Below are 25,353 nucleotides of genomic sequence, written 5' to 3'. Positions count from 1 at the left end.
AATTATGCCTCCAATTACTTATGTTAAAACCCTCTAACTATCTATTATTTACTACATTAATCTCATAAACACGTAAAAAGGCAATTAAATGCTCACATGCTCTTTCGCATGCTAGCATTTTAAAGATTTTTTGTTCTTCTTTCGTTTTATCATTTGCTTGATCTGAAGCAGCTTTTAAACAGAGAAATGGTTTTTTATTTATTTGACACACATAGGCGAAAGCTGCTACTTCTTGATCAACTGCCAATGCTCCATATACGGTATGGAGTAAATATCTCATTTCTGAACTATGAATACGTTGATCTCCGGATAAAAATGTACCGAAATGTATTGGATCATATGATCGTATTTTTTTTATTCTTCTTACAAGTGATTTTGTTGTTTCAATAGGTGCTGTTCTACCGTTATATAAATTAAAAACATCTTCCCCTGAGCCAGCTGCAGTAACATCGTGTTGTATTGCGTTTAGTGCCACTACAATATGACCGTTTTTCACCTTGTTTGATAAACTTCCGCATATTCCTGTCATAAACAACTCATCTGGCTGAAACTCACTAATTAACAATTGTACACAACTAGCGCAGCTTACTTTACCGACACCAGTAACAACTGATATAATTTCCAGCTCATTAATAGTATGAAAATGAAATTCCCAAGCTGCTCTTTTTTCAACACGTTCACTCGGATAATGTTGATGCAAATACGTCAGTTCTGGTTCCCATGCAGATACAATTGCAATACGTTTCATTACACGCTTCACTTCCCCTATTGTCATTTAAATAAGTTATCTATACTTTCTCGTTCATAATCTGGAATCCATTCTTTGTATTTCTTATATGAATCTCGTATTATTTCTTTATTCTTCGCAATTACTTCACATCCTCTATCATCATACATAAACATCACAATATCTTTCTTTGCATTTATGAGAAATACATCTGGATAAGAGATTTCTTTTTTTCGTCCAAATCGAAGATACAGATCAGAAAAATCCTCATGATTAGCAGCTTGTATCAGCGGTTCATATTTAATATCTTCCGCAAGACATTTAAAAGAAAATTGATATGTACAATATAAAGTGAAACTTTAATCAGTGGGGGGTCTTACTGCCCGGCAAATAGCGGGATAAATCTGCTTCTTCATCTTCAAATAAAAACGGTAACGTTTCTTATCTTATATAAAATCTTAAATCTCTTTGCTTAATATATTTATTGTATATATTTATTTTCTGTGAAGTTTTTATGTTTTCCTTTTTAAATCTATAAACATTTGTCACTACAAACACTACATCTTCTTTTGAAAATATGTCTTCAAAGTTGAGAAAAGTATTCCATATTTAAATCGTCGGTTCCTTCTACAATTTGATATTTATCTTTTCCGAAATCAAAATGTAAATGATTTTCCCACTGAGAATATAAGTAGGATCCTAATGTAACTCCTGGAAATGTTTGATTCATATATTCTTTTAATTGCATTTCCTTGTCCTTTCTACTGTACAATTCTTTTTAAATCCCAATATGCTTCTTCTAGCCACGGATGTATAACTTTCAATGTATCTTTCCTTTCCCACAAATATGAAATATATACAAAAGCTGCTTTTTCCAAAGATTTTCCCAATTCTTTTTTTATTTCTATTAAATATGGTGGTGTCCCTTTTTGATCCCATTCTATTTTATCTGCAACAAATAATACTAAATCCATCTTCGTTGCATGTTTACGCAACGTTGTATGGCAACAAATTGCATTTAAAATCTCTTCATCTTCGACTTTAAATATTTCTTTTGCGATTACCCTCGATAATTTTTGATGAATAATCATAGGAAACTTTCTTTCCGCTTCCACTATTGCTACACCAAATTCTTCAGCAACTGCAATCCGCTCCTCGTTTGGAAAAATGCCACTAATATCATGTAAATATCCTGCAATTGCTGCTTTTTCTTTATCTACGTGAAACTTTTCTGCAATCTTTTTTGCCTCATTTGCCACACGAATTGAATGTTTATATGTAAACTCTTTATTATATTTTAGTAGAAAAGCTTTAATATCATTGTCTATTTTTCCAGTTGGAGTAAATGAATATATATCATTACATAACATAGAAAATCCCCCTTATAACTAACTTTCATTATAATGTAGAATCTAAATATCCTTGTTATTTTATATTCGTTATTAATCTTTTTACTCCTTTTTAATACGTTACATGAAATTTTATACATAATCATCGCTACAAGTACATAAATGTTTGATATTATAGTAATGTTGATGATTTGTAAGGAAAGGAACTACACAATGAATAAAAATATATTAATTATTGATGATGATAAAGAAATTGTTGAATTACTTGCTGTTTATTTGCGAAATGAAGGCTATAACATTTATAAAGCTTATGATGGCGATGAAGCATTGCAAAAGGTTTCTACATATGAAGTTGACCTTATGATTTTGGATATTATGATGCCAAAACGAAACGGATTAGAAGTTTGTCAGGAAGTGCGTGAAAATAATACTGTACCAATTCTAATGCTTAGTGCAAAAGCAGAAGATATGGATAAGATATTAGGCCTTATGACAGGTGCTGATGATTATATGATCAAACCATTCAATCCATTAGAATTAGTAGCTAGAGTGAAAGCTTTATTACGAAGATCCTCTTTCCAAAATGCTACTTCGCAAAAGAATGAAGATGGTATTATTCGTATTCGCTCTGTTGAAATACACAAACATAATCATACAGTTAAAGTAAATGGAGAGTACATTAAACTAACCTCTATTGAATTCGATATTTTATATTTACTTGCGAGTAATACAGGAAGAGTATTTAGTTCAGAAGAAATTTTCGAACGCGTTTGGAATGAAGATGGTTATGGTTCAAATAAGACGGTAATGGTCCATATTAGCAACTTACGAGATAAACTTGAAACAGTAATAAATGGAGAAAAATTTATTCATACTGTTTGGGGAGTTGGCTATAAAATTGAGAAATGAAGCATTTGATATATTAAAAGATATTCCTAAATGGAAACTTATTTTTTGGCTTTTATTAGCTATCACACTCACTCCTATTACTGAACTAATTATTTATCGCCTCGTTACGAGTGTAATTGAAAGTTCACTTACTCTAACCGAACTCGGTAAAGAATTCATTCGAATTTTTGGTTATGAAAAGTATAAAGGGATTAAAGAGTCTTTATGGATGATGATTGTATCTTATTTGTTTTTATTTTCTATTTTTTCATCCTATCTTTACATTTTTTATCGTCACGAGAAAAAACTTTATTATGAAACTTGTATAAAAAAAATGATAGAAGAAATTCGTTATATTGCAAATGGAAACTTCAATCATAAAGTTTCTATTGTAAATCATAATTATCTAGAAGAATTAGCAATCGGGGTCAATGAAATTGTTGAACAATTAAAAGTCTCAATTGATGAAGAAAGACAAGCGGAACAAGCAAAAAGTGAACTTATTACAAATGTATCACATGACTTACGCACTCCCCTTACTTCTATAGTTGGATACGTAAATTTAATCCATCATGATAATTATAGAGATGAAGTGGAATTGCGATACTATATTCAAGTCATTTACGATAAAGTAACTCGTCTTAATGCATTAATGAATGACTTGTTCGAATATACACGTGTTCAAAATAAAGAATTAAGCTTGTATTCTGTTCCTATTGATATTGTAGAGTTACTTGGACAATTAACTGTTCAATTCCGCATACAGGTTCAAGAAGCTAATATAGAATGTCGGCCTTCTTTCCCGTCTCAAAAGCTCATGGTATTAGCTGATGGTGACAAATTAGTGCGTGTGTTTGAAAATCTTATTATAAACGCTATCGCTTATGGAAGCGAAGGTCGCTATATTGACCTTACTGCTTATGAAAGTAATAATATGATTACAATTGATATAACAAATTACGGACAACCTATTCCTAGTACGGATTTACCTCATATTTTTGAACGTTTTTATCGCGTTGAGAAATCTCGCTCTACAAACACTGGTGGATCTGGACTTGGATTAGCAATTGCAAAAAGTATAGTCGAATTGCATAAAGGAACAATTGAAGTATATAGTGATGACGAAAAAACAACATTCACTGTAAAACTACTCCCATACAAATGTTAATATTACAAATAAAAAGTTCAATTTCTTACCATATAAGAAATTGAACTTTTTCCATAATTACCCTAAATTTAATAATCCTTTATAATTCTTTAGAAATTCTTTACCTTTTCTTTCTTCCTAATTAAGCATTCCTTTTTACAATACTATTATTGATGTCATAATAGGAGGATCGCTTATGCAATTCTTAAAGAAATTCGCTATTTTATTATTATCTTTTTTTATTACTGCACTTATCGTTTTATATTTTTATCTTTATGTAAATGGTCCGATTATTCAAGCTAAATCAGCTATTTTAATAAATGCTAATTCAGGTGAAATTGTTTATAAAAAAAATGAAGAAACCCCAGTACAATCAGCTGCTTTATCTAAATTAATGACAGAATATATCGTATTGGAGCAACTAAATGATAAAAAGATACAGTTAGATGACTTCGTACAAATAAGTAACGAAGTTTTCCGAGTAGAAACAAGCCCTATACAAGTAACATCGAATGATAAAACAACGGTTCGTGATTTACTTCATGCATTGCTACTGGCAGGGAATAATCGTTCTGCACTCGCTCTAGCAGAACACATTGCTGGAAATGAAGATAACTTTACAGTATTAATGAATAAAAAAGCAAAAGAACTAAAGTTATTACAACCATCTCCATTTCTAAACTCTACTGGAATTAATAATAATACAAATAAACAATCAACTACAACAGCGATAGACGCAGCTAAACTAGCAGCACGATTAGTAAAAGATTTTCCAGATGTATTGAATATTACGAAACTAACCTCTTACCAATTTACCTTCAAAGATTCCCAGGTTTTCAATACGAATAAAATGATATATTCCCTTAATGAAAACATTAAACTTCAAGGTGTTGATGGCTTACAAACTAGTTTTTCAACTAACGGTAATTATAGTTTTGTCAGTACAGCAAAACTTGGAGATACTAGACTAATTTCAGTAATATTAGATGCAGATGAAGAAAACATTTCATTTATTGAAACAAAAAAGTTGCTACAGTATGGTTTTGATCCTTCCTCGTACTCTGCACTCCAAGCTTTTAAAGACGCCCTTACATCTTGGACAATATTGCTTCAGTTTAAAAATTTAATTATACAAACTATAATGATTTTTTTAATCATTACCACCTTAATGTTTTTACATATACGTCAGAAAAAATCCGAGGATTTCAATTAAGAAATCTTCTTATATATAGAACCGACTTGCGCTTGAGATGCAAGTCGGTTTTTAATTCTATCATCCTCTTCCAATCAAGTTTGCTGAAACTAGTTGCAAGTTTAACTCTCTCGCCCATATAGATAACTGACCAATATGATGAATTTCATATCCCATTACATGTCTTAAAACCTATATTTTTTGAGGCATACATCCATCTCTGTTTCCTTTCGTTGTGTTCGTTTGTTTAGTTTAAATGGGTTAATCTATTAATTCTATTAAATCCAACAATCGAACTATTACACTTTAAAGTTCTACTCATATACTATAGTAGATTACTAGAAAGGAGGCTTAACTATGGATAGTTGTGTTGTATTTGTAAACGGACAACCTTTTTTAGTTCTTTCAGTAGCTGGTATTGAAATTGCTAGATTAGAGATTTCCCTTCAAGTAGCATTAGCTCTAAGAGTGCTTGGGATACCAATCTGTGATTAATTACCAAATTAATAAAAAAAGAGGGCATTAGCCCTCTTTTTTTATTTTCTTCTCACCTTTTCTTAAAAACAAACAAAATTTAAATTTTATTTTTTATATTGTAATGAAAATCCGAAAAATTAACCCATTTTATTCAATAAAAAAGAGCTCCACCCATACCTCATTATCCGTTTCTAAAAAATTAGAATTCGATTAATTACAAGAAAATTTAAATATACGAACGTTACATAAAATACTTGTTAGAATAGCTGTCCCTCACACTATTTATTTCGCCGACGTTATATAATCAAAGCACCAATGATTAACTTTTTATACGGCTTATTTTAAGTGTGCTAGCATTCTAGGCTAGATGATCATGACTGCAAAAAAACTTCAAGTTCCCGTTTATATAAATCAGATAACGCTTTCACTTTTTGAATCGATTGATAATCTTTAAATTGCGGTTCTCTATCTTCTTCTTGAAAAGCACTAATCCAACTATACTCTACATCTACAATATGAAATAATGTTTCTAAAATACCCCCAGTTTGCAAAGTAAATCTTCCTCTGAAAGTTGTTCACACCACTTAAACCAATCATCTCTTACTTGCCAATTATATTGAAATAAAGTGTACACATTTATCTCTCTCTTACTTCAATTATCCACCTAACAGCATCTGTTATACATTTAACCATTGACAATCACTTCTCTTCGGCCAAGTTCCTCTACAGCGTGATTAATTATTTCACTTACAGATAAAGAACCATCCAATATGATATCTGAATTCGGCTTAACAGTATGAATTGCCTCTAAATAAGCTTTTCTCGCATATGTCATGTAATGTTCCAAATCATTATGTATTTCACCTATTGTACCTTCCTTAAAATCTCGCAAAATCCTTCTAGCCATCGCAATATCTAAAGGCGTATCAATAAATATAGTTACATCAATGAATTTTCGCATCTCACTATTTAAGTATGCAAAAGGATAATCTACAATAATATAGTCTAAGGTATTATTTTGTATAAGTTGCTCAATATCATGAATTAATGGTGTTAATACCCACTCGTCGTAATTCGCCCCATCATCAATCCATTTACAAATATCAGCAGGAGAGTTATCAAATGTATAACTATCAAAATATAGAGCTTTTGAGTTTTTAAACTTATGCTTTAATCTTTCTGTAATTGTAGTTTTACCTCCTCCCGAAACAGCTGCAATTGAAATTATTTTTGTTTTATTATCCACTATACCCACCAAACCCCTTTATTAACATAATATAATTATAAATTACTATCGTTGCTACTTCTTCCATTCATATTCTAACATACTCATTTCCCATAAATTCCAATACGTTTCTCCTACTCTTTTTGACTCTCTTAATAAGCCTTCTTTTACAAACCCTATTTTTTCGTAACATGAAATGGCCGATGTATTAAAATCATACACACCAAGAGTTACTCTATGTAGTTTTAATTCGTCAAAAGCAATATGAAGTACTGCTTTCATCATATGTTTTCCTATAGAACGTCCTCTCATCTTCGTATTACCAACTAATACTTTTCCAATTCTAGCGGACTTATTAATATTATCTATTTGGCCAAGCGAAATATGTCCAATAACGTCTGAAGTCTCTTCATCTACCACTTTGAAAGCGAGTGTATTTGCACTTTCTATATACTTCTCTAATTGCTGTTCATCTAAAGGAAATGTGAATGCATTTCCTGACCATTGTATTAGAAATTCTTCGGAATTAATCCAATTTATTAATTGTTTAAAATCAGATTTCTTAAAGCTTTCTAGTTTAATCACTTCCTTGCTCCTTTCGTACATCATGCTTTATAACCTCAAACTTATTTCTATATAAAGAATATATTCTCCTTTTATATAAAATTAAAATAAAGCCATTCATGTGAATGGCTTTACAAAAAAGCAGCATAATTATGCTTTGTTTGCTACATCAATACCATTAAAATCAAAGTCAGCAGTAACCGTTGTAACCGGTGGGAAAATTGCTTCAATTTTGCAAATGGAAATAATTACTCCAACCGATCCAGGAATAGCCGCAAGCCTAACTACATCACAACTTACAGACGAAACAGTACCTACATAAGTACGTCCCTCTGTATTAATTTGAACTGTTCGATTAATTAATTTCTTAAGTTCATCTCTAATTCCTTGTACACAAGAATTATCACATTTCTCATGCTGTTCTTTTTTACACTCTTCGAATACTTCCCAACAATCATCTTGTTTACATGTACACTTCTTTTTACAATTATTAAATCGAGAACCCAATACCTCACCCCCTAATCCTTTCTATTAGTAAAGTATGTCCACTAGCTTAAAAGGGTACGAGGCAAACACATAAAAAGAAAAAAACAAACAATTGTACCAAACTTTCTTTTCATTATTCATTATAAAAACAGACTTCTCCTAATTAAAAGCTTTTTAATGAGCGGCCGTGAATTTAGTCCTACTCCATTTAATGTTTAGACACCACTTTCTAAAACAAACCTTTTTTCTTTTAAATAAGACGCCCCTTAAAAACACACTAGATTTCCCCATTAACTCACATATACATAGACTTTATTTGTGGATTTCCCATTTTTCATTGTGAAATATACATTTAAAAAGCGTACTCGAAAATAAGATATTATTTGTAATCAGAACATTTTCTTCAACAAGTGTTTATTGAAAAATACCATAACTAGTAGTAGTTCTCTCCACTTTCTCTTAAAAATTAGCATAGTTTGTATGAATTCTATATCGAGTAGAAGACACTCTATCATATAAAGATAAAATAGTAGGTTAATAAACAAGCCATTTTTTTATTAAAACATAGAATAATATGAACACTATTGAAAGGAGGTAGAAATAAATGTCCTGGAAAAATGATTGCTGGAGTTCTCAGAAAAAGCATTGTTGTGATGATTGGTGGAAATCTAAAGAAAAGCATCATTGTGATGATAATTGGAGTTCTCAGAAAAAGCATTGTAATGATGATTGGTGGAAATCTAAAGAAAAGTGTCATTGTGATGACGATTGGAGTTCTCAGGAAAAACATTGTAATGATGATTGGTGGAAATCTAAAGAAAAGTGTCATCGTGATGATGATTGGAGTTCTAAACGAAATAAGTGTCGTTGTAAATGTTTCTTTATTTGTTGCCATTGTAAAAGAAAAAATTGGTAATATTTTTAATGTCAACGTAAAGGAAAGAATATGTCTTTTGGAACCAATCGGGCTTTTCCGGAAAGTTGATCCCTCACCTACTTCCTTGCTTTTGCTGAATTTTTAGATGGGGGCATTACTGCCCGGCAAATACTAGAATGTAATATATAAAAAGCTGACTGCTTATAGTCAGCTTTTTATATATTAACACGTAAAGGTTTAAACAGACATATAAGCAGTCACGCTTTGTCATCACCTTGTTGTTGTAAATTAGTATTTCTACATTGAATAGACATTCCATAATATCGTATTTTGATTAAAACTAAAAAACATACTTAACACTAATAGTAAAATTTTTCTTCTTCATCAAATTCACTTCTTTTCTTTTTATAAACATAAAAAAAAGGATCTCTATTTATATAGAGATCCTTTCTAACTTTATAATTTACTAGACTGTAACCCCTGAATAAACGGAACTACCTCAGGATTTACAAGCGATGATAAATCACCTAATTCTTTTCCTAAGTAAGCTGCTTTAATAACACGGCGCATTACTTTAGAATTACGTGTTTTCGGTAAATCTTCTACAACGTGGATGTCTTTAGGACACAACGCTTTTCCAATATGAGAGTTTACTAAACTCATTAATTCTTTCTTTAATTCTCCTGTGAATGTTACATGATCTCTTAACACTACAAAACAATGACAAACTTCACCTTTTACTTCGTCAGGTACACCAATTGCAGCAGCTTCGATTACATCGTTATGTTTCACAAGAATAGATTCATATTCAGCAGGTCCAATACGTTTACCTGCAATATTTAACGTATCGTCTGAACGCCCTGTGATGATATATTGTTCACCATCGTAAATGACCCAGTCACCGTGGACCCATTTATTTTCAAAACGCGACCAATATGTGTTTACGTAACGTTCATCATCTTCCCAGAAGCTTTTCGTCATACCTACCCAAGGTTTCTCTAAGCATAATTCTCCGACTTCATCTCGAATTGGTTTACCTTGATCATCCAGTACGACAGCTGCCATTCCTGGTAAAGATGCGTTAAAACTAATCGGTGCTATTGGCTTAATAAGAACATTACCGAAAATCCCACCAGAGATTTCAGTTCCACCTGAGTAGTTACAGATTGGGACATTTCCTTTTCCAACCGTTTCAAACAGCCACATCCATGGATCAGGATTCCAAGGTTCTCCTGTTGATGCGAATACTTCCAAACTCTTTAAAGAATGTTTATTGACATACTCATCACCTTTTGCCATCAATGCTCGGATTAACGTTGGCGAAATACCTAGATGAGTAATCTCATATTTATCAACTGTCTCCCATAACCGGTCTGCTTCTGGGAAGTCTGGAACACCTTCGTACATAACCATCGTTGCTCCATTAATGAGTGAACCGAATAATAGAAACGGCCCCATCATCCAGCCCATATCAGTTACCCATAATACACGATCACCTTGTTTAATATTCATTCCAAATCCTGCATCAAAAGCTGCTTTCAAAGGAAATCCTGCATGCGTGTGTACTGTTCCTTTCGGCTTACCAGTCGTTCCTGATGTATAAATGAGCATTAATGGATCATCACTTTGCATTTCCTCGGCATGTATGAATGGTTTTTCTTTTTCTAGCGTACTCCACGAAAAGTCATAGTTATGTGGTGTAAAATCATTTCCTGCATGACGAACGATAACAACTTTTTCAACAGTTGGGCAATGTTCACAAGCTTTATCTACTTCATCTTTTAAAGAAACAATTTTACCGCGGCGTGAAAATCCATCTGCGGTAATAATCATTTTTGAACCTGCCGCTTGCACACGTGTCATGACTGCATCAGACGCAAAGCCTGAGAATATTGGTGAAATAATTGCTCCGATTTTCATTACAGCTAGCATCGCAACAACTGTTTCTGGAATCATCGGCATATAAATTGTTACACGGTCACCTTTCTCAATACCCGCGTGTTTCAAACCATTTGCAACACGACTTACCCAGTTGTCAAGCTCTTCATATGTAAATGATTTTGAAGTTCCATTTTCCCCTTCGTACTGAAGTGCTGGCTGTATTCTCGTCTCTTCATCCGCAAGCCAGCGGGATAAAGCTGATTCTACAACGTTACATGTTCCGCCATTATACCACTGTGCAAACGGTGTACCATTTTCTAAATCTAACACGTCTGTATAAGGTTTCATCCATTGATAGCCTACTGCCTTTTCTGCCTCTCCCCAAAACCAAGCTGTTTCCTCGATAGATTTATTATAAAAAGTTTCATAATCTTCATATCCCAATGATTTCATCCAACCATATAAACGTGTTTTTTCCTTGTACTCTTCTGTTGGAAACCAAACTGCTTGTTTCAATGTTTTCCCCTCCTTAACTTTTTGAGCAAGAAAGCCCTAAATAGGGCTTTTAAACTGGATATACAGGATGTTTACGATCCGTGAATACTTGATATTTACTCATATACATTTCGAAACGTCCTTTTAATTCTTCACGTAAATTGTTTGGATGAACAATACCATCAATCACCATCTCTGATGCTAAATGATAAATATCAATATCTTTCTTATACTCTTCACGTTTTTCAGCAATGAAGCTAGCACGCTCTTCTTCTGGTAAAGCTGCAATTTTATTTGCATATACAGCATTAACCGCAGCTTCTGGACCCATTACCGCAATAGAGGCTGTCGGTAATGCCAGGCAACAATCTGGTTCAAATGCTGGACCTGCCATCGCATATAAACCAGCACCATATGCTTTACGAACAACGATAGAAATCTTCGGTACAGTTGCTTCACTCATTGCAGAAATCATTTTTGCACCATGGCGAATAATACCAGCACGCTCTACTTTTGTTCCAATCATAAATCCTGGTACATCCGCAAGGAATAATAATGGAATATGATATGCATCACATAAATTAATAAACTTAGCAGCTTTATCAGCTGAATCATGGAATAATACGCCGCCCTTCATACGCGGCTGATTTGCAATAATACCAACAGGCTTACCATCAATACGTGCTAAGCCTGTAATTAGCTCTTGAGCAAATAATTTTTTCACTTCATAGAATGAACCTTCATCAATAACTCTATTAATGAGATCTTTCATATTGAAAGGAGCATTTTGATTTTCTGGAATGATTTGTTCTAACGTTTTATCGAATTGTTTCGGTTCTTGAGGTGTAACCAATGGAGTCTTTTCTAAGTAGTTATTTGGAAAATATGAAATGTATTGTCTTGCTTGTGTAATCGCATCTTCTTCTGTCTTGCATAAAACATCTCCGCATCCTGATACAGAGCAATGCATACGAGCTCCGCCCATCTCTTCTAAAGTTACCTTCTCACCGATAACCATCTCAGCCATACGAGGAGATCCTAAATACATAGATGCATTTCCTTCTACCATCATTACAACGTCGCAAAAGGCTGGAATATAGGCACCACCAGCTGCAGAAGGTCCAAATAATAAGCATACTTGAGGAACTTTACCTGATAATTTCACTTGATTATAGAAGATTCTTCCTGCACCACGGCGCCCTGGGAACATTTCTACTTGATCTGTAATGCGCGCTCCAGCAGAGTCGACTAAATAAAATAACGGAACACGTAGTTTTTCAGCTGTTTCTTGAATACGTAAAATCTTTTCAACTGTGCGTGATCCCCATGATCCAGCTTTTACAGTAGAATCATTGGCCATTACACATGCAGTACGACCATGTATTTTACCCGTTGCCGTTACAACGCCGTCCGCAGGTAAGCCTGTTTGTTCACAGTTAGCAAATAATGCATCTTCTACATATTCGCCATTATCAAATAGAAGCGCTAAACGATCTCGAACAAATAATTTTCCTTTTGCTTTATTTTGTTCATGATACTTTGGTGCGCCGCCTTGTTTAATCGTTTCAACTCGTTCTTCAAATGAATTAGATTGTTGTTTTTGATCTAACATATTTACTCCCCCTTATACGTTGGTGTGCGTTTTTCCTTGAATGCTTGTAATCCTTCTAATCTATCTTTCGTATGGATTACACCTTCATACGCTTGTTTTTCCATTTGTAATCCGGTATGTAAATCAACTTGAATACCATTTGAAATTGCCTCTTTTGCTAATCGAACAGCAATAGGTCCATTACTAGCAATTTTCTCTGCTATTTCAATCGCTTTCTCTTCAAGTAAATTAGCTGGTACAACAAATTCTACTAAACCATATTCTTTTGCTTCTTGCGCTGAAATACGTCTACCTGTATAAATTAATTCTTTCGCTCTACCAACACCAATTAATCTCGGTAAGCGCTGTGTACCACCCGCTCCTGGTATAATTGCAAGTGTCGTTTCAGTAAGACCAAGACTTGCAGATTCAGCAGCAATTCTAAAATCACAAGCTAAACTTAATTCCGTACCACCACCAAGTGCGATTCCATTTATAGCAGCAATAACTGGCTGTGGTAATTGTTCAACCATCTCCATAGTCGTGCGAATCATACTAACAGCATGGCGAACTTGTTCCTCATTCATACCAGCACGTTCTTTTAAATCAGCACCAGCACAAAATGCTTTTTCACCAGCACCTGTTAGAATAACTACACGCGTATTGGACTCTTCACTTATTTGAGTTAATATGTTTTGTAACTCTTCTAATAACGCTAAAGATAATGAGTTTGCTTGTCTTTCACGATATAACGAAATCTTTACAACGTGAGGTGTTACATAATCAACTGAAATGTTTTGTAATTGTAGCATCTTCTCACCTACTTATCGTTTTATGTTGAAGCGCTCTATACACATGACTCGGTAATTGGATATTTAGCTTGCTTTGAATAAATTGACTAGCTCGCAATAACTTTTCTTCGTCTATATTCGTTTGAACTCCTAATTTATGGAGCATATGTACTAGGTCATCAGTAGCAACATTACCTGATGCTCCTGGTGCATAAGGGCAGCCCCCGAGTCCACCACAAGAACTATCAAATGTTGTAATACCGTATTCTAATGATTTAACTACATTTGCTAGAGCCATTCCATACGTATTATGAAAATGCATGGCAAACTGCGAAGCATCATACTTCTTTAATAGATGTTCTAATACTTGTTCTACTTGTAATGGATTCGCTACACCGATTGTATCCCCAAGAGAAACTTCATAAATGCCGTATGAAAATAGTTGATTACATAATTCGTCAACTGCTGTGACACTTATATCCCCTTCATAAGGACATCCAAATACAGTAGAAACATAGCCTCTTACCTTTTTCCCTTCGAATAATGCCTGTTTTGTTATATCTTCGATTACAACTAACGCTTCTTTAATCGATTTATTAATATTACTTTTATTATGAGATTCACTTGCTGATAAAAAAACATTCACCTCATCTACATTTTGCAAAAAAGCTCGTTCCAAACCATTTTGGTTCGGAACAAGCGCAGCATATGTAACATTTGGATCTCTTTTCAGCTCAGAAAACACATCATTTGCATCCGCTAATGCTGGGACCCATTTTGGGTGAACGAATGAGGAAACTTCAACATACGACAATCCTGCTTCTGTAAGTAGTTGAATCCATTTTACTTTATCTTTTGTGCCAACAATCTTTTTTTCATTTTGTAAACCATCACGTGGTCCTACTTCTTTAATGACAGCAAAATTAGGTAGTTTCAATTCGCTTCCCCCTATATCTCCCTATTCAATTTCTAATAATACATCTCCTTCATTTACAAAATCGCCTTCTTGCACATTAATTTTCATAACTGTGCCGGCTTCTTCTGAAATGATTGGAATTTCCATTTTCATAGATTCTAAAATGACGACATCCTGCTCTTCCTCTACTGTATCTCCTACTCCTACAACAATCTTCCAAACGTTTCCTGCCATCGATGCGTATACTTTCGTCATCATTTTTTCCCCCTTAATATTGTTAGATCTTATTTTTTAACGAGTTGTTTCGTTACAAAACCCGTTGTATAAATACCCGCTTTGAACACTTCGTCTTCCAAAACTTGCAGTAGCATTGGCGTGTTCGTTTTAATACCTTCTACTTTCAATTCTTCTAGAGCATCATGTAATTTCGAAATTGCTTCTTCACGAGTCTCGCCATGTGCAATGACTTTCGCAATCATTGGATCATAGAAAGGTGTAATCGTTACATGATTTTCTAAGAAGTGATCAATTCGTACATTTGACGGTAATGTTAAATCTGTAATTTTCCCAGGTGACGGGAAGAATGTTTTCGGATCCTCTGCATAAATACGAGCTTCAATGGCATGACCACTACGTTTTACATCATCCTGAGTAAATGATAGTTTCTCTCCACTTGCGATAAGGAGTTGCTGTTCTACAAGGTCTAATCCCGTAATTTCTTCTGTCACTGGATGCTCTACTTGTAATCTCGTATTCATTTCTAAGAAATAGAAATTTTTCTGATTATCTACAAGAAACTCAACTGTACCTGCATTTGTATAGCCAAGTGCTTTGGCAGCTTGTACAGCAACTTCTCCCATCGCCTTTCGTGTACCTTCATCTAAAAATGGTGAAGGTGCTTCTTCGATTACTTTTTGATTTCGGCGCTGTACCGAACATTCACGCTCCCATAAATACACTGTGTTACCATGTGTATCTGCTAAAAGCTGAATTTCAATATGATGCGCATCTGCTATATATCGCTCTAAATACATTTCTCCGTTACCGAAGAAGTTTTGCGCTCTTGTTTTATTACTTTCAAACGCTTTGGTGAGCGTTTGCTCAGTTTCCATCAACTGCATACCAATGCCTCCGCCGCCTGCGGATGCCTTAAGCATTAATGGATAACCAATTTGTTTTGCAATTTCAATTGCTTCTTCAGCAGTTTCAATATTTGTAGTAATACCTGGGACTACTGGGACATCTGCTGCTTGCATTGCGATACGTGATTCAATTTTACTTCCCATCTTCGTAATGATTTCTTCTGAAGGACCGATAAATACGATTCCTTCTTCTTTGCAGCGAACCGGAAAAGACGGATTCTCTGATAATAAACCATAACCCGGATGAATGGCTTCTGCATTTGTCTTCTTAGCTATTTCAATAATTTTTTCAAGGTTTAAATAGCTTTCTTGAACACGCGGTCCACCTACTAAGTAAGCTTCATTTGCCATTTTCACATGAAGGGCATTTTCATCTGCTTCAGAATAAATAGCAACAGTGCGAATGCCAAGTTTTTGACAAGTTTTCATAATACGAACAGCGATTTCCCCGCGATTCGCAATTAATATTTTTTGAAACATAGTGATTCCTCCCTTTTATCTACATCCTAAATGTCTAGCAATTACGAGACGTTGAATTTCAGAAGTTCCTTCACCAATTTCTAATAGTTTCGCATCACGAATATGTCGTTCAACTTCATATTCACGCATATAACCATATCCACCATGAATCTGTACTGCTTGATTCGCAATACGGCTTGCTGCTTCCGATGCAAATAGTTTTGCCATTGCCGCTTCTTTGCCGAAAGGTTTATCGTTATCTTTTAACCAAGCTGCTTTATGTACTAAATTGCGTGCTAGCTCTACTTCAGTCGCCATATCAGCTAATTTAAATTGAATCGCTTGGAAATTAGAGATTGACTTTCCAAATTGTTGACGTTCTTTCGCATATTGTAATGCACGTTCAAAGGCTGATTGCGCAATACCAACTGCCAATGCTGCGATTGAAATACGCCCTCCATCAAGTGTATATAAAAATTGTTTAAAGCCTTTATTTACATCACCAAGAATATTTTCTTTCGGTACACGAACGCCATCAAGTACGATTTCACAAGTATTAGAAGCGCGAACACCCATCTTATCGTAAGGACTTGAAATCGTTAATCCTTCACTCGTAGTAGGCACGATAAATGCAGAAATACGTTTTCTACCATTCTCTTCAATACCGTTGACAGCGGTTACAATAATTGTATTTGCATACTCTGCGTTTGTAATCCAACACTTCTCACCACTGATTACATACTCATCACCATCTAATACCGCTTTCGTTTGAGTACCACCTGCATCTGATCCAGCATTCGGCTCCGTTAATCCGAAGGCACCTAATGTTTTACCTGACGCCATTGGAACTAAATACTTTTGTTTTTGTTCTTCTGTACCGAAATAATAAATTGGAGAAGCACCTAATGAAATTGTTGCAGCATAGCTTAAACCGGTGCCACCACAAGCGCGACCAATTTCTTCAACTGCTAACGCATACGATACCGTATCGCCACCTGAACCTCCATATTCTTCTGGGAATGGGATGCCTAATAATCCTAGTTCGCCCATTTTTTGAAATGTTTCATATGGAAACTCTGCAGTTTTGTCATAATATACAGCTTTCGGTGCGATTTCCTTTTCAGCAAAGTCACGTACCATTTCTTTAATCATTTGTTTTTCGCGAGTTAGAGTAAATTCCATTCCGCTACACACCCCTTATCGAATATTGAGTTTCGACAGCGTGCGAGTTTCTACTACAAACATAACAACTTAAAAGACAAGAATATTAGTTAGACAATTGCTACAATTCTGTCATAACTTAATTTTAAAACAGATTCTGTACTAATGCACAAAAAAATTCCTACATTGTTCTACAACAACATAGGAGATTTTGTGTCGAATTATGTAATTTATTGTTTAATAATCTCTACCTTTTCCCGAATCAGAAATTTCTACTAATGCTTCAGGGTATGGTTCGAAATACGTTTGTCTTAATAAATACTTTTCATCAAATCGAATAGCCCATGATTTTAATATTGTAAGTAAACTACTAAGTGGTATTTTCTTTTCTGCATACTTTTGTAACAGTTCTATAAAATGATCTTTTTCTTGTTTTTTTAACTTTGTTTTAAAATATCCAAAAATGTGCTCGCATACATTTACATTCGATGTATAACGGGGCGCACGCATAAATAATTCATATAAAGTCTTCTCATAGTTTTCAAATACCACTTCAATCTTTTCATTTTTTTGATTTGCAATTATACGACCTAATTCCTTTTGTTTCACCTGATTATATGCCATAAATAAATATTTATTGTCCGACTGAAACGATACAAGTTCTTTCATATTTTTATTGTGTTTAATCATTTTGTAATATGCGATTGTAAATAACCTTGTAAAGAAATGCTCTCTAATAATAAAATTCGACAATCTACCTTCCTCTTCAATAGGAAGATGCGAAAATTTTTTTACTACTGCTCCGCCAAATAAGCCAGCTCCTTTTCCCTTTGCTGGCGCTTTTTCAAAACCAGAATAAATTTTCACATCACGCGTACCACAACTTGGTGAACGATTCTTTAAAATAAAACCATCCACATCCGGTATCGTTTGTAAAAAGTCATTTGAAAACTGCTCCATTTTTTCAGTTACATCTTCTCGTGTCGACGGTTGCACAAGTCTATTCTCACCATTTTCTTCTACAATTCGTATCGTTTCACGAGGAGTCCCCAATCCAATCTCCACTTCTGGACAAACAGGTATAAATGTAACAAATGGCTGCAAATTTCGTATTGTTACATCTGGAATCATCTCTCCATTATAACGACAAGCATCAAATTCTAAACATTTACTTACGACGATTGTAGGTTTTGCAAATTGTCGCATCTTATTACCTCCTTATTGCTAGCCCGTATAATATAAATTGTACTAAGATTAACATTTTAAGCAAAGTTTGATTCAGTTATTTTTATGAGAAATATATATCCAATGATATATTAACAATCATTCAACTCTATTTTCTATAAATGTGCGCCCTATTAATGAGGGTTTAGATATTGTGAAATGAATAATACACACATGCTTCGGAGAAATTAATGATTAAGAAAGGAGGGATTGTTATGAAAAAGAAATTATCATCTATTTTAAGTGTTTTAGCACTATCTATTATGTTTTTAGGTACATCTACGCAAGCTGAATACGATGGAAATAATATGAATAGAGTTAATAACACTGATATTTCAACTCGAGTAAATGACAATAACTTAGACAGAGTTAATAATGATGTAAGAACTCGAAATGTAAATACAACAAATGATTTAAATGATAATCGTGATAAAAATAATAATTGGGCTTGGCTTGGTTTATTAGGACTAGCAGGATTATTAGGTCTTAGAAGAAGAGACAAAGAAACACGCTGATTTAGAATGTTTTTAGTAAACAAGTACTTATTTATCAAAAATATATAATGAAAATAAATCGCCTTTTTAAAGGCGATTTATTTTTACTTAAAAGTAATGTATGTAATTCACACTTCAACGATTAAAATCGTGGAGTTAATCCATACAATATAAATTGAATCGTATTTTCAATTTCCGCTTCATCATTCCATTTTTCTTCAGGCAATAATAAAAATCGTGTTAATAATAAACCTAATACAGCTGATAAAGTAAGACGTAGTACGGAAGATGGTGGTATCTCAATAATTTCCCCTTCTTCTTGAAATTTCACAATCAACTTTTTGAAATGTGAAAACAGTTCTGTTTCTACTAATTGCTGTATTTCATTTTTCAGTTCTGGTTGGAATGGCACCTCTTGAATTAATATTTTTATCATAGGAAAGTGTTTTTGAGCAAATTTAAACCTATTATGAATTACAACCCTTAAAAGTCCTTCGTATGATTCATAATCCGATTTAAATATTTCTTTTGCAAAGGTTTGTACGAAAAATGGTGCAGCGAACTTAGTTAAAGTTGGCATTACGACCGCTAGTAATAAATCTTTTTTTGTTTTATAGTAGCGGAAGATGGTTCCTTCCGCTACACCAGCACGCTTTGCAATTTCACTTGTTGAAGTTGAAGCGTATCCTTTTTCTCCAAACATATCAACAGCCGCCTCTAATATACGCATTTGACGTTCATTTCGTTTATCCGTATTAGCTGCAGCTATTAATTCCTCCAGCCAATCCTTCTGCATTTATAAAGCTCCTTTTTGTCATTATTATATTTTGCGATGTTTCTTTAAAGCAAATACATTTCCTACTGCAAATAATATTGCAAAAAGTAATAACACAGTAAGATCTAATGCAATCTCTGTAAACCCTTGATTCCGAATCATCACTTGTCTCATTGCGTCAGCGCCGTATGTGAGTGGAAATACTTTCCCTAACATTTGTAGCCACTTGTTCATAGATTCCATTGGAAACAATCCAGAAAAGAAGATTTGTGGCACAATAACAAGCGGTATAAATTGAATCATTTGAAACTCATTATTTGCGTATGCCGATAAAAACGTACCTAATGTTAGTGCAGTTAAAGAGAGCATACATGTAATAAGTAACGTTAGCCATATGGAGCCAGCTACGTATAAATCTAAAATATAAACGGAAAAACTTACGATAATAATGGATTGTATAAAGGCAAAGATTCCAAAACCAATAATATAACCTGCGACTATTTCCCATCTTCTTACTGGGGTGGATAATAACCTTTCTAGCGTACCACTTAAACGTTCTCTTACGAAAGATACACCTGATAATATAAATACAAAGAAAAATGTAAAGAAACCAATTAATACAGGACCAAGCCCATCAAACATCGTAAAGTCTTTAGAGCCATGTAAATAATTTACTTCAGGTTTCATAATCGATACATCATTCTTCTCTGTGCTTTTTTGCAATACTTGAAGTACAGCACGATTTTTTGACGAATCACTACCTTCCAACAGAAGTTTCATTTTTCCATTCTCTATTCGAAATACTGCATCTACCTTTTGTTTTTCCAACTCAGAAATCGCCTTTTCCTTACTGTATTCATAAATTGACGCTTCTTGATTTTTCATCACTTTTACTATTTGAGCGGGCATATCAACAACAGCAATTTGCGGTATATAGTCTTTCTGTGTAAACACTAGTGACAAAAGCCAAAGTAATAACATCGGTGCTCCAAACATCATTGCTAACGAACGCTTATCTCGAAAAAATTGACGAATAATACGTATGATTACACCAGTAACTCTCATGATGGCACCACCTCTTCTAGCAAAAAGACATCTTCAATCCGTCCAGATGACACGCGTTTTTTCAATTCTTCAGTTGTTCCAACCGCAACTAGTTTCCCTTCTCTAATTAACCCTAGACGCTCACAAAATTCAGCTTCATCCATAATGTGCGTCGTTACAATAATCGTTGTGCCTTTCTTTTTAAGATCATAAAATTTTTCCCAAATCGTTTTTCTAAGAAGCGGATCTATCCCCACTGTAGGCTCATCTAAAATTAATATTTCTGGTTCGTGAAGGAGCGCTATTGCTAATGATAAGCGTTTTTTCATTCCACCTGAAAATTGTTGTACTTGCTTTTTCATATACTGTGACAATTGTACAAGTTCAAAAACCTCTGCAATTCTTGTCTTTTTACGTTTTCCCTTTAGTCCAAACATCGTTGCTATAAAATCTGCATTTTCATATGCTGATAATTCTTCGTATAATGCATCCGCCTGGGCCATATAACCAATTCGTTTCATCTCATTTAAATTAGGCATATTAGTATTATTAACAAGCACTTCACCTTTCGTTGCCTCATTAATACCTGCAATCATTTTAATGAGCGTTGTTTTCCCCGATCCAGAAGGTCCAACAAAACCAAAAATCTCTGCTTTTTCAACTTGCAATGAAAGATTGTGTAACACTTCTTTTTTTCCAAAACTTTTTGATACAGTCTGTAAAATAATTGAAGGTTGTTGCACGTTTCATCCTCCTTTTCCAATAAAAATGAGTGAGTACTCACTTTTATTTTACTCTTGCTTAATTATATGTCAAACTTCGTTGATTAGTATGTATGTTCAATCACCGATATTAAACAATGAAACAGAGTCGACATTAGAATTTCATTTCCTAAAGTCGACTCTGTTTCATTTAAACTATAAATTTCACTTTACGTTTTTAAATTCATATACTTCCGAATTCTAGCAACGTCTAAAGAATATTCGATAACTAATTGCTGTAACGGTAAAATAACTGTGTCAGGATATAAATGTGCATATTGTAATGTTTCTGCATATTTTTCTAACCTTTTTTCTAAATACTTTATTATTTGATCAGGATGACTTACTAATAAACATTTACAATAATAATGGATTTGTTCCTCAATCGCCGTGTATTCTTCAATTTCATATTCTTTATGCATGTGTACACCCCTTTAAGTTTTTTATATGAATTACTTATCACAATTTTCACTCGACAAATTTTAAGTTTTTTGATTATTTACACTATAACAAACACTGAGGGTCAAATTTTGTTACTTTATGTAACGTAGAAAATTTTTAACAAAATTGTAATGTTTACTCCTGCAAAATACAGAAAGCCCCTTTACTCATTTTTGTATAAAAAAAATCGTACAGCTTAATTTAGCTGCACGACTACAATTTCTGGCCTATTCAAAATCCTTTGCGGAATGATACTATTTCCTAATCCTCTACTCATTACCATTGATGTATTTTGTTCTACATATAAACCCGCTGTATATTTAGGTAAAACACCTTGATTTGGAGCAACTAATCCACCGATAAATGGCAATCTAACTTGCCCTCCATGAGCATGTCCCGATAAAACCAAATCCAACCGCTCATTCGTATATTCCTTTATAAATTCAGGCCTGTGGGATAATAATACATTATATCTATCTGGCTGCATTTCAATTTTTGCTTTTTTAATTTCATCTATTATAATATTTCCTTCATCACGGTTTCCAGTACCAAACTCTGGATCATCAATACCTAGCAAGTTTATCTCTTGCTCACCCTTTCGAATGCCTACATGTTCATTCCTTAAAACATTGACACCATATTTCTTCAACTCTTTTTCTAAACTGTTATACTTTCCAGACCATTGTTCATGGTTTCCTGTCACAAAATATACAGGATACTTCTTTACCATTTCTCGTATTAATTGCATACTAACTTCTGCATCGTATGATTTACTGTCAATTAAATCACCCGTAATTGCAATAATATCTGGGTCTATACTTTTCATTTTTTGAATTAACACATCTTGATTATCGCCAAATTTTTTATTGTGTAAGTCTGAAATTTGTAGAATTTTATACCCTTTAAAAGAGGATGGTATTTTACTAGAGGTTATTTTAATCTCAGTTATACTTATTAAATTGTTCTGTAAAAATAAAAAGATACTACAACCTACTAATGTAGCAATAAGTAATATACTTCTTTTAATCTTCTTGCTCATATTCCCTCCTAAAATCTTCATCAATACTACAATTCTCAAAAACATTTCAATAGATTATTCTTTTTATCTAACGGTTCTCTTTTAAAGTGAAATCGATTTAACTACGATAATCAAGTACAAGTTTCTAATTTTAGGAACTGAAGAACTTATATCACTCTGTTGAAGTAAACATGCCCGGTTCTGTTCTAATCGTAACTCTATCATATAACATTAAAGCCGAAATTCCCAAGTTAAGGAATTTCAGCTTTTTGAGTTCGTATGAATATCTTAGTTTTAGTTCTATGTACCTTGCAGTTATACAACTTAGTACATATCAGTTGTATATCTATATGTGGTGAGGTTTTTATCTTTTTCAATAATCAACTATGTATAAAATATTTAAGTTAGTTAATACCCTTAATGGATATCATGCTTTTTAAAGTTTCCGCCTTGTACTTCCGCAACATCATATACATTGACAAAGGCATTTTCATCAATTTCATGAATAAGTTCCTTCATTGTTTCTAAATTTTATAATTATGTAGCGTCCTTCCATTCAGACTTCAATATTGAATATTGATATTCATCAATCCACTGGCCTTTTAGCATGTAATTCTGCAATAAATGACCTTCTCTCCTCATCCCCACTCGTTCTAGTACAGAAATAGACTTATTATTTCGAACGTCCGAAAATGCAATCACCTTATGTTTTCCTAATGAATGAAATATGTAACTCAATAAGGCACAAACAGCTTCAGTTGCATAGCCTTTTCCCTGATATTCTGGAGAAAGAGTAAATCCGATTTCTACGATGCGAGGTTCATTTACAAGTGTGTGAAGTGCACAATCTCCAATTATTTTGTTATTTTCAGTTAAAGCAATTGCGAACTGGAACCAAGTACCTGGTAGATTAGGATTATTTTTAACTTGTTCATTTACAAACGTTTTAGCCTCATGATATTGATAATTAACCCATGACTGAAATTTAGCCACTTCTGGATTAGAACGATAAAAATGAAAGTAGTTAGTGTCATCCATACTAAACCTTCTCAAAACAAGACAATCTGTTCTCCAAAAGACTTGATTGTCATTCTCCATAACTATTCACCCTCTTTTCTACATTAATTATATCTTTATAATACATAGGTATAAATAGTTTACATGCTTATAAAAAAAGCGATTCTTTTCACATTAAAAAGAATCGCTTTCCAAGTTTTTATTTTTAATTATATTACATAAAGAATTGAAAGATTATTACTTAAGAGCCTTAACTATAACTTCCGTTGCCTCTGCAATGAGTTGATTATCATAGGTAGCCTCTTTCTCATCTTTACTAGATAAAATTGCGATGATAATTGGTGCTCTATTTGGAGGCCAAACGATAGCAATATCATTTCTTGTCCCGTAACTGCCAGCACCTGATTTATCTCCAACTACCCAGTCAGTTGGTACGCCTGCACGAATAAGTTTGTCTCCTGTAGCATTTCCTTTCATCCACTCTGTAAGAATTTTACGTTTTTCAGCAGGAAGTGCATTTCCGACCGTAAAAGCTTTAAGATTCGTAGCAATAGCTTTCGCTGTACTAGTGTCACGAATGTCTCCTGGAATAGCTTCGTTTAATTCTGTTTCAAAGCGATCAGACATAGTAATCCGATCCCCCATATGCCTAAGCGCTTTTTCATATCCTTTAGGTCCTCCTATTTTATTAAATAAAATGTTCCCTGCAGTATTATCACTTGAACGAACAGCTGCCTCAGCAATTTCTCCTAGTTTCATTCCAGTATCTACATGTTTCTCTGTAACAGGTGAATAATCCACTAAGTCTTCTTTCGTATATGTGATTACTTCATTTAATGAATCAATTGAGTTTTGCTGTAGTAATACTCCTGCTGCTAAAGCCTTGTAGGTTGATGCGAAGGCAAATCTTTCGTTAGATCGATAAGAGATTGTTTGATTTATACCAGTATCAATCGCATATACACCTAATCGAGCATCAAATTTTTTCTCAAGTTGAGAGAACTCTTTATGCGTCGCCTGATTTTTATGTTTCACTTGTCCAGTCTTTTCTTTCGCTTCAACTTGCAGTGCCCCTCCTGTAAAAGCTTCTAGGCTTGTAATACTTAAACCTAATATACCAACGCATATTCCTATTTTTAGCATCCTCTTATTTTTCAAAATCATCATTCCTTCCAAATTTTTAGTACCTTTTTATACGTACACATAATAGA

26 protein-coding genes and 4 pseudogenes are annotated in these 25,353 nt (G+C 33.7%); 6 read left to right on the top strand and 24 right to left on the bottom strand.

Annotated elements, in window-relative coordinates; all coding sequences use genetic code 11:
* Positions 1-37 precede the first annotated feature (37 nt).
* The 3 genes and pseudogenes from mtnN to yqeK form a co-directional block, all read right to left on the bottom strand.
* Positions 38-775: a 5'-methylthioadenosine/S-adenosylhomocysteine nucleosidase gene (gene mtnN, locus ACTFR3_RS00225; RefSeq protein ID WP_440044040.1), complete on the bottom strand. Its 738-nt coding sequence runs from the start codon at positions 773-775 to the stop codon at positions 38-40.
* Positions 772-1,475 (bottom strand): annotated as a pseudogene (locus ACTFR3_RS00220) (DUF3885 domain-containing protein). The gene mtnN and the pseudogene ACTFR3_RS00220 overlap by 4 nt, the downstream one beginning before the upstream one ends.
* Positions 1,476-1,488: 13 nt before the next feature.
* Entirely contained in the window at positions 1,489-2,097 is a 609-nt protein-coding gene (yqeK, locus tag ACTFR3_RS00215) for a bis(5'-nucleosyl)-tetraphosphatase (symmetrical) YqeK (protein WP_025689453.1), read from the bottom strand.
* 192 nt (positions 2,098-2,289) lie between these two features.
* Between yqeK and ACTFR3_RS00210 the strand changes: the two genes are divergently transcribed.
* The 3 genes from ACTFR3_RS00210 (at position 2,290) to ACTFR3_RS00200 (ending at position 5,324) form a co-directional block, all read left to right on the top strand.
* The gene (locus ACTFR3_RS00210; RefSeq protein ID WP_001038807.1) at positions 2,290-2,985 is read left to right on the top strand and encodes a response regulator transcription factor; all 696 of its coding nucleotides are present in this window, start codon (positions 2,290-2,292) and stop codon (positions 2,983-2,985) included.
* Positions 2,975-4,132 carry a sensor histidine kinase gene (locus ACTFR3_RS00205; protein WP_001243312.1) on the top strand — a complete coding sequence of 386 codons (1,158 nt, stop codon included), beginning with the start codon at positions 2,975-2,977 and terminating at the stop codon, positions 4,130-4,132. The genes ACTFR3_RS00210 and ACTFR3_RS00205 overlap by 11 nt, the downstream gene beginning before the upstream one ends.
* Positions 4,133-4,307: 175 nt before the next feature.
* Positions 4,308-5,324, top strand: a complete 1,017-nt coding sequence (locus ACTFR3_RS00200; RefSeq protein WP_001160045.1) for a D-alanyl-D-alanine carboxypeptidase family protein — start codon at positions 4,308-4,310, stop codon at positions 5,322-5,324.
* A gap of 60 nt (positions 5,325-5,384) precedes the next feature.
* On the opposite strand, the pseudogene ACTFR3_RS00195 reads toward ACTFR3_RS00200, so the two are convergent.
* Positions 5,385-5,495 (bottom strand): annotated as a pseudogene (locus ACTFR3_RS00195) (DinB family protein); the annotation flags it as partial.
* A gap of 165 nt (positions 5,496-5,660) precedes the next feature.
* Here ACTFR3_RS00195 and ACTFR3_RS00190 point away from each other — a divergent pair.
* Complete coding sequence (locus tag ACTFR3_RS00190; protein WP_000376554.1) at positions 5,661-5,798, top strand: DUF3956 domain-containing protein; 138 nt, start codon at positions 5,661-5,663, stop codon at positions 5,796-5,798.
* Positions 5,799-6,157: 359 nt separating this feature from the next.
* On the opposite strand, the pseudogene ACTFR3_RS00185 reads toward ACTFR3_RS00190, so the two are convergent.
* The 4 genes and pseudogenes from ACTFR3_RS00185 to ACTFR3_RS00170 all read right to left on the bottom strand — a co-directional run.
* A pseudogene (locus ACTFR3_RS00185) lies at positions 6,158-6,414 on the bottom strand (DinB family protein); the annotation flags it as partial.
* 51 nt (positions 6,415-6,465) lie between these two features.
* Entirely contained in the window at positions 6,466-7,035 is a 570-nt protein-coding gene (locus ACTFR3_RS00180) for a hypothetical protein (protein ID WP_440044039.1), read from the bottom strand.
* Between the two features lie 45 nt (positions 7,036-7,080).
* Positions 7,081-7,614, bottom strand: coding sequence for a GNAT family N-acetyltransferase (locus ACTFR3_RS00175; RefSeq protein ID WP_000990082.1), 534 nt, complete (start codon positions 7,612-7,614; stop codon positions 7,081-7,083).
* 105 nt (positions 7,615-7,719) lie between these two features.
* Positions 7,720-8,076: a hypothetical protein gene (locus ACTFR3_RS00170; RefSeq protein ID WP_000535577.1), complete on the bottom strand. Its 357-nt coding sequence runs from the start codon at positions 8,074-8,076 to the stop codon at positions 7,720-7,722.
* Positions 8,077-8,639: 563 nt separating this feature from the next.
* Between ACTFR3_RS00170 and ACTFR3_RS00165 the strand changes: the two genes are divergently transcribed.
* The gene (locus ACTFR3_RS00165) at positions 8,640-9,077 is read left to right on the top strand and encodes a hypothetical protein (protein WP_170879447.1); all 438 of its coding nucleotides are present in this window, start codon (positions 8,640-8,642) and stop codon (positions 9,075-9,077) included.
* 311 nt (positions 9,078-9,388) lie between these two features.
* Here ACTFR3_RS00165 and ACTFR3_RS00160 read toward each other — a convergent pair whose 3' ends face one another.
* The 8 genes from ACTFR3_RS00160 to ACTFR3_RS00125 form a co-directional block, all read right to left on the bottom strand.
* Positions 9,389-11,329 (bottom strand): AMP-binding protein, encoded by a 1,941-nt coding sequence (locus ACTFR3_RS00160; RefSeq protein WP_000806472.1) that lies wholly within the window; start codon positions 11,327-11,329, stop codon positions 9,389-9,391.
* Positions 11,330-11,378: 49 nt separating this feature from the next.
* Positions 11,379-12,920 (bottom strand): acyl-CoA carboxylase subunit beta, encoded by a 1,542-nt coding sequence (locus ACTFR3_RS00155; RefSeq protein ID WP_000886744.1) that lies wholly within the window; start codon positions 12,918-12,920, stop codon positions 11,379-11,381.
* Positions 12,921-12,922: 2 nt separating this feature from the next.
* Positions 12,923-13,711 (bottom strand): enoyl-CoA hydratase, encoded by a 789-nt coding sequence (locus ACTFR3_RS00150; protein WP_000939818.1) that lies wholly within the window; start codon positions 13,709-13,711, stop codon positions 12,923-12,925.
* A 4-nt stretch (positions 13,712-13,715) separates the two neighbouring features.
* Complete coding sequence (mvaB, locus tag ACTFR3_RS00145) at positions 13,716-14,627, bottom strand: hydroxymethylglutaryl-CoA lyase (protein ID WP_000775436.1); 912 nt, start codon at positions 14,625-14,627, stop codon at positions 13,716-13,718.
* A 21-nt stretch (positions 14,628-14,648) separates the two neighbouring features.
* Positions 14,649-14,864 carry an acetyl-CoA carboxylase biotin carboxyl carrier protein subunit gene (locus ACTFR3_RS00140; RefSeq protein WP_001987345.1) on the bottom strand — a complete coding sequence of 72 codons (216 nt, stop codon included), beginning with the start codon at positions 14,862-14,864 and terminating at the stop codon, positions 14,649-14,651.
* A 26-nt stretch (positions 14,865-14,890) separates the two neighbouring features.
* Positions 14,891-16,228, bottom strand: coding sequence for an acetyl-CoA carboxylase biotin carboxylase subunit (locus tag ACTFR3_RS00135; RefSeq protein WP_000486749.1), 1,338 nt, complete (start codon positions 16,226-16,228; stop codon positions 14,891-14,893).
* Positions 16,229-16,243: 15 nt separating this feature from the next.
* Complete coding sequence (locus tag ACTFR3_RS00130) at positions 16,244-17,389, bottom strand: acyl-CoA dehydrogenase (RefSeq protein WP_000397279.1); 1,146 nt, start codon at positions 17,387-17,389, stop codon at positions 16,244-16,246.
* A gap of 216 nt (positions 17,390-17,605) precedes the next feature.
* A complete protein-coding gene (locus ACTFR3_RS00125; protein WP_001248638.1) occupies positions 17,606-18,574 on the bottom strand; it encodes a YbgA family protein in 969 nt (322 codons plus the stop codon).
* Positions 18,575-18,807: 233 nt separating this feature from the next.
* Between ACTFR3_RS00125 and ACTFR3_RS00120 the strand changes: the two genes are divergently transcribed.
* Positions 18,808-19,107: a WGxxGxxG family protein gene (locus ACTFR3_RS00120; protein WP_000728157.1), complete on the top strand. Its 300-nt coding sequence runs from the start codon at positions 18,808-18,810 to the stop codon at positions 19,105-19,107.
* 121 nt (positions 19,108-19,228) lie between these two features.
* On the opposite strand, the gene ACTFR3_RS00115 is transcribed toward ACTFR3_RS00120, so the two are convergent.
* From ACTFR3_RS00115 to bla, 8 genes and pseudogenes are all read right to left on the bottom strand, one after another.
* The gene (locus ACTFR3_RS00115) at positions 19,229-19,882 is read right to left on the bottom strand and encodes a TetR/AcrR family transcriptional regulator (RefSeq protein ID WP_440044038.1); all 654 of its coding nucleotides are present in this window, start codon (positions 19,880-19,882) and stop codon (positions 19,229-19,231) included.
* 24 nt (positions 19,883-19,906) lie between these two features.
* Positions 19,907-20,926, bottom strand: a complete 1,020-nt coding sequence (locus ACTFR3_RS00110) for an ABC transporter permease (protein WP_001266727.1) — start codon at positions 20,924-20,926, stop codon at positions 19,907-19,909.
* Positions 20,923-21,648 carry an ABC transporter ATP-binding protein gene (locus ACTFR3_RS00105; protein WP_440044037.1) on the bottom strand — a complete coding sequence of 242 codons (726 nt, stop codon included), beginning with the start codon at positions 21,646-21,648 and terminating at the stop codon, positions 20,923-20,925. The genes ACTFR3_RS00110 and ACTFR3_RS00105 overlap by 4 nt, the downstream gene beginning before the upstream one ends.
* Positions 21,649-21,836: 188 nt before the next feature.
* Positions 21,837-22,088, bottom strand: coding sequence for a hypothetical protein (locus tag ACTFR3_RS00100; protein ID WP_000548621.1), 252 nt, complete (start codon positions 22,086-22,088; stop codon positions 21,837-21,839).
* A 215-nt stretch (positions 22,089-22,303) separates the two neighbouring features.
* Entirely contained in the window at positions 22,304-23,146 is an 843-nt protein-coding gene (locus tag ACTFR3_RS00095; RefSeq protein WP_440044036.1) for a metallophosphoesterase, read from the bottom strand.
* Between the two features lie 396 nt (positions 23,147-23,542).
* Positions 23,543-23,644 (bottom strand): annotated as a pseudogene (locus tag ACTFR3_RS00090) (DUF2179 domain-containing protein); the annotation flags it as partial.
* An 18-nt stretch (positions 23,645-23,662) separates the two neighbouring features.
* Positions 23,663-24,223: a GNAT family N-acetyltransferase gene (locus tag ACTFR3_RS00085; protein WP_017656373.1), complete on the bottom strand. Its 561-nt coding sequence runs from the start codon at positions 24,221-24,223 to the stop codon at positions 23,663-23,665.
* 156 nt (positions 24,224-24,379) lie between these two features.
* Positions 24,380-25,306: a class A beta-lactamase Bla1 gene (gene bla, locus ACTFR3_RS00080; protein WP_440044034.1), complete on the bottom strand. Its 927-nt coding sequence runs from the start codon at positions 25,304-25,306 to the stop codon at positions 24,380-24,382.
* Positions 25,307-25,353: the final 47 nt, after the last annotated feature.

It is taken from the genome of Bacillus cereus group sp. MYBK14-1 (assembly GCF_051916885.1).
In the GTDB taxonomy this organism is placed as follows: Bacteria; Bacillota; Bacilli; order Bacillales; family Bacillaceae_G; genus Bacillus_A; species Bacillus_A cereus.
Note: the sequence above shows the minus strand (reverse complement) of the source record. Positions and strands in the feature narration are given on the sequence as shown.

Bases quoted from the DNA above. Each gene is read 5' to 3' on its own strand.
- ACTFR3_RS00100 (WP_000548621.1), bottom strand. From the start codon at position 22,088: ATGCATAAAGAATATGAAATTGAAGAATACACGGCGATTGAGGAACAA.
- ACTFR3_RS00085 (WP_017656373.1), bottom strand. From the start codon at position 24,223: ATGGAGAATGACAATCAAGTCTTTTGGAGAACAGATTGTCTTGTTTTG.
- ACTFR3_RS00110 (WP_001266727.1), bottom strand. From the start codon at position 20,926: ATGAGAGTTACTGGTGTAATCATACGTATTATTCGTCAATTTTTTCGA.
- ACTFR3_RS00120 (WP_000728157.1), top strand. From the start codon at position 18,808: ATGAAAAAGAAATTATCATCTATTTTAAGTGTTTTAGCACTATCTATT.
- yqeK (WP_025689453.1), bottom strand. From the start codon at position 2,097: ATGTTATGTAATGATATATATTCATTTACTCCAACTGGAAAAATAGAC.
- ACTFR3_RS00155 (WP_000886744.1), bottom strand. From the start codon at position 12,920: ATGTTAGATCAAAAACAACAATCTAATTCATTTGAAGAACGAGTTGAA.
- bla (WP_440044034.1), bottom strand. From the start codon at position 25,306: ATGATTTTGAAAAATAAGAGGATGCTAAAAATAGGAATATGCGTTGGT.
- ACTFR3_RS00095 (WP_440044036.1), bottom strand. From the start codon at position 23,146: ATGAGCAAGAAGATTAAAAGAAGTATATTACTTATTGCTACATTAGTA.
- ACTFR3_RS00125 (WP_001248638.1), bottom strand. From the start codon at position 18,574: ATGCGACAATTTGCAAAACCTACAATCGTCGTAAGTAAATGTTTAGAA.
- ACTFR3_RS00175 (WP_000990082.1), bottom strand. From the start codon at position 7,614: ATGATGTACGAAAGGAGCAAGGAAGTGATTAAACTAGAAAGCTTTAAG.
- ACTFR3_RS00115 (WP_440044038.1), bottom strand. From the start codon at position 19,882: ATGCAGAAGGATTGGCTGGAGGAATTAATAGCTGCAGCTAATACGGAT.
- ACTFR3_RS00190 (WP_000376554.1), top strand. From the start codon at position 5,661: ATGGATAGTTGTGTTGTATTTGTAAACGGACAACCTTTTTTAGTTCTT.
- ACTFR3_RS00210 (WP_001038807.1), top strand. From the start codon at position 2,290: ATGAATAAAAATATATTAATTATTGATGATGATAAAGAAATTGTTGAA.
- mtnN (WP_440044040.1), bottom strand. From the start codon at position 775: ATGACAATAGGGGAAGTGAAGCGTGTAATGAAACGTATTGCAATTGTA.
- ACTFR3_RS00135 (WP_000486749.1), bottom strand. From the start codon at position 16,228: ATGTTTCAAAAAATATTAATTGCGAATCGCGGGGAAATCGCTGTTCGT.
- ACTFR3_RS00140 (WP_001987345.1), bottom strand. From the start codon at position 14,864: ATGATGACGAAAGTATACGCATCGATGGCAGGAAACGTTTGGAAGATT.
- ACTFR3_RS00200 (WP_001160045.1), top strand. From the start codon at position 4,308: ATGCAATTCTTAAAGAAATTCGCTATTTTATTATTATCTTTTTTTATT.
- ACTFR3_RS00130 (WP_000397279.1), bottom strand. From the start codon at position 17,389: ATGGAATTTACTCTAACTCGCGAAAAACAAATGATTAAAGAAATGGTA.
- ACTFR3_RS00150 (WP_000939818.1), bottom strand. From the start codon at position 13,711: ATGCTACAATTACAAAACATTTCAGTTGATTATGTAACACCTCACGTT.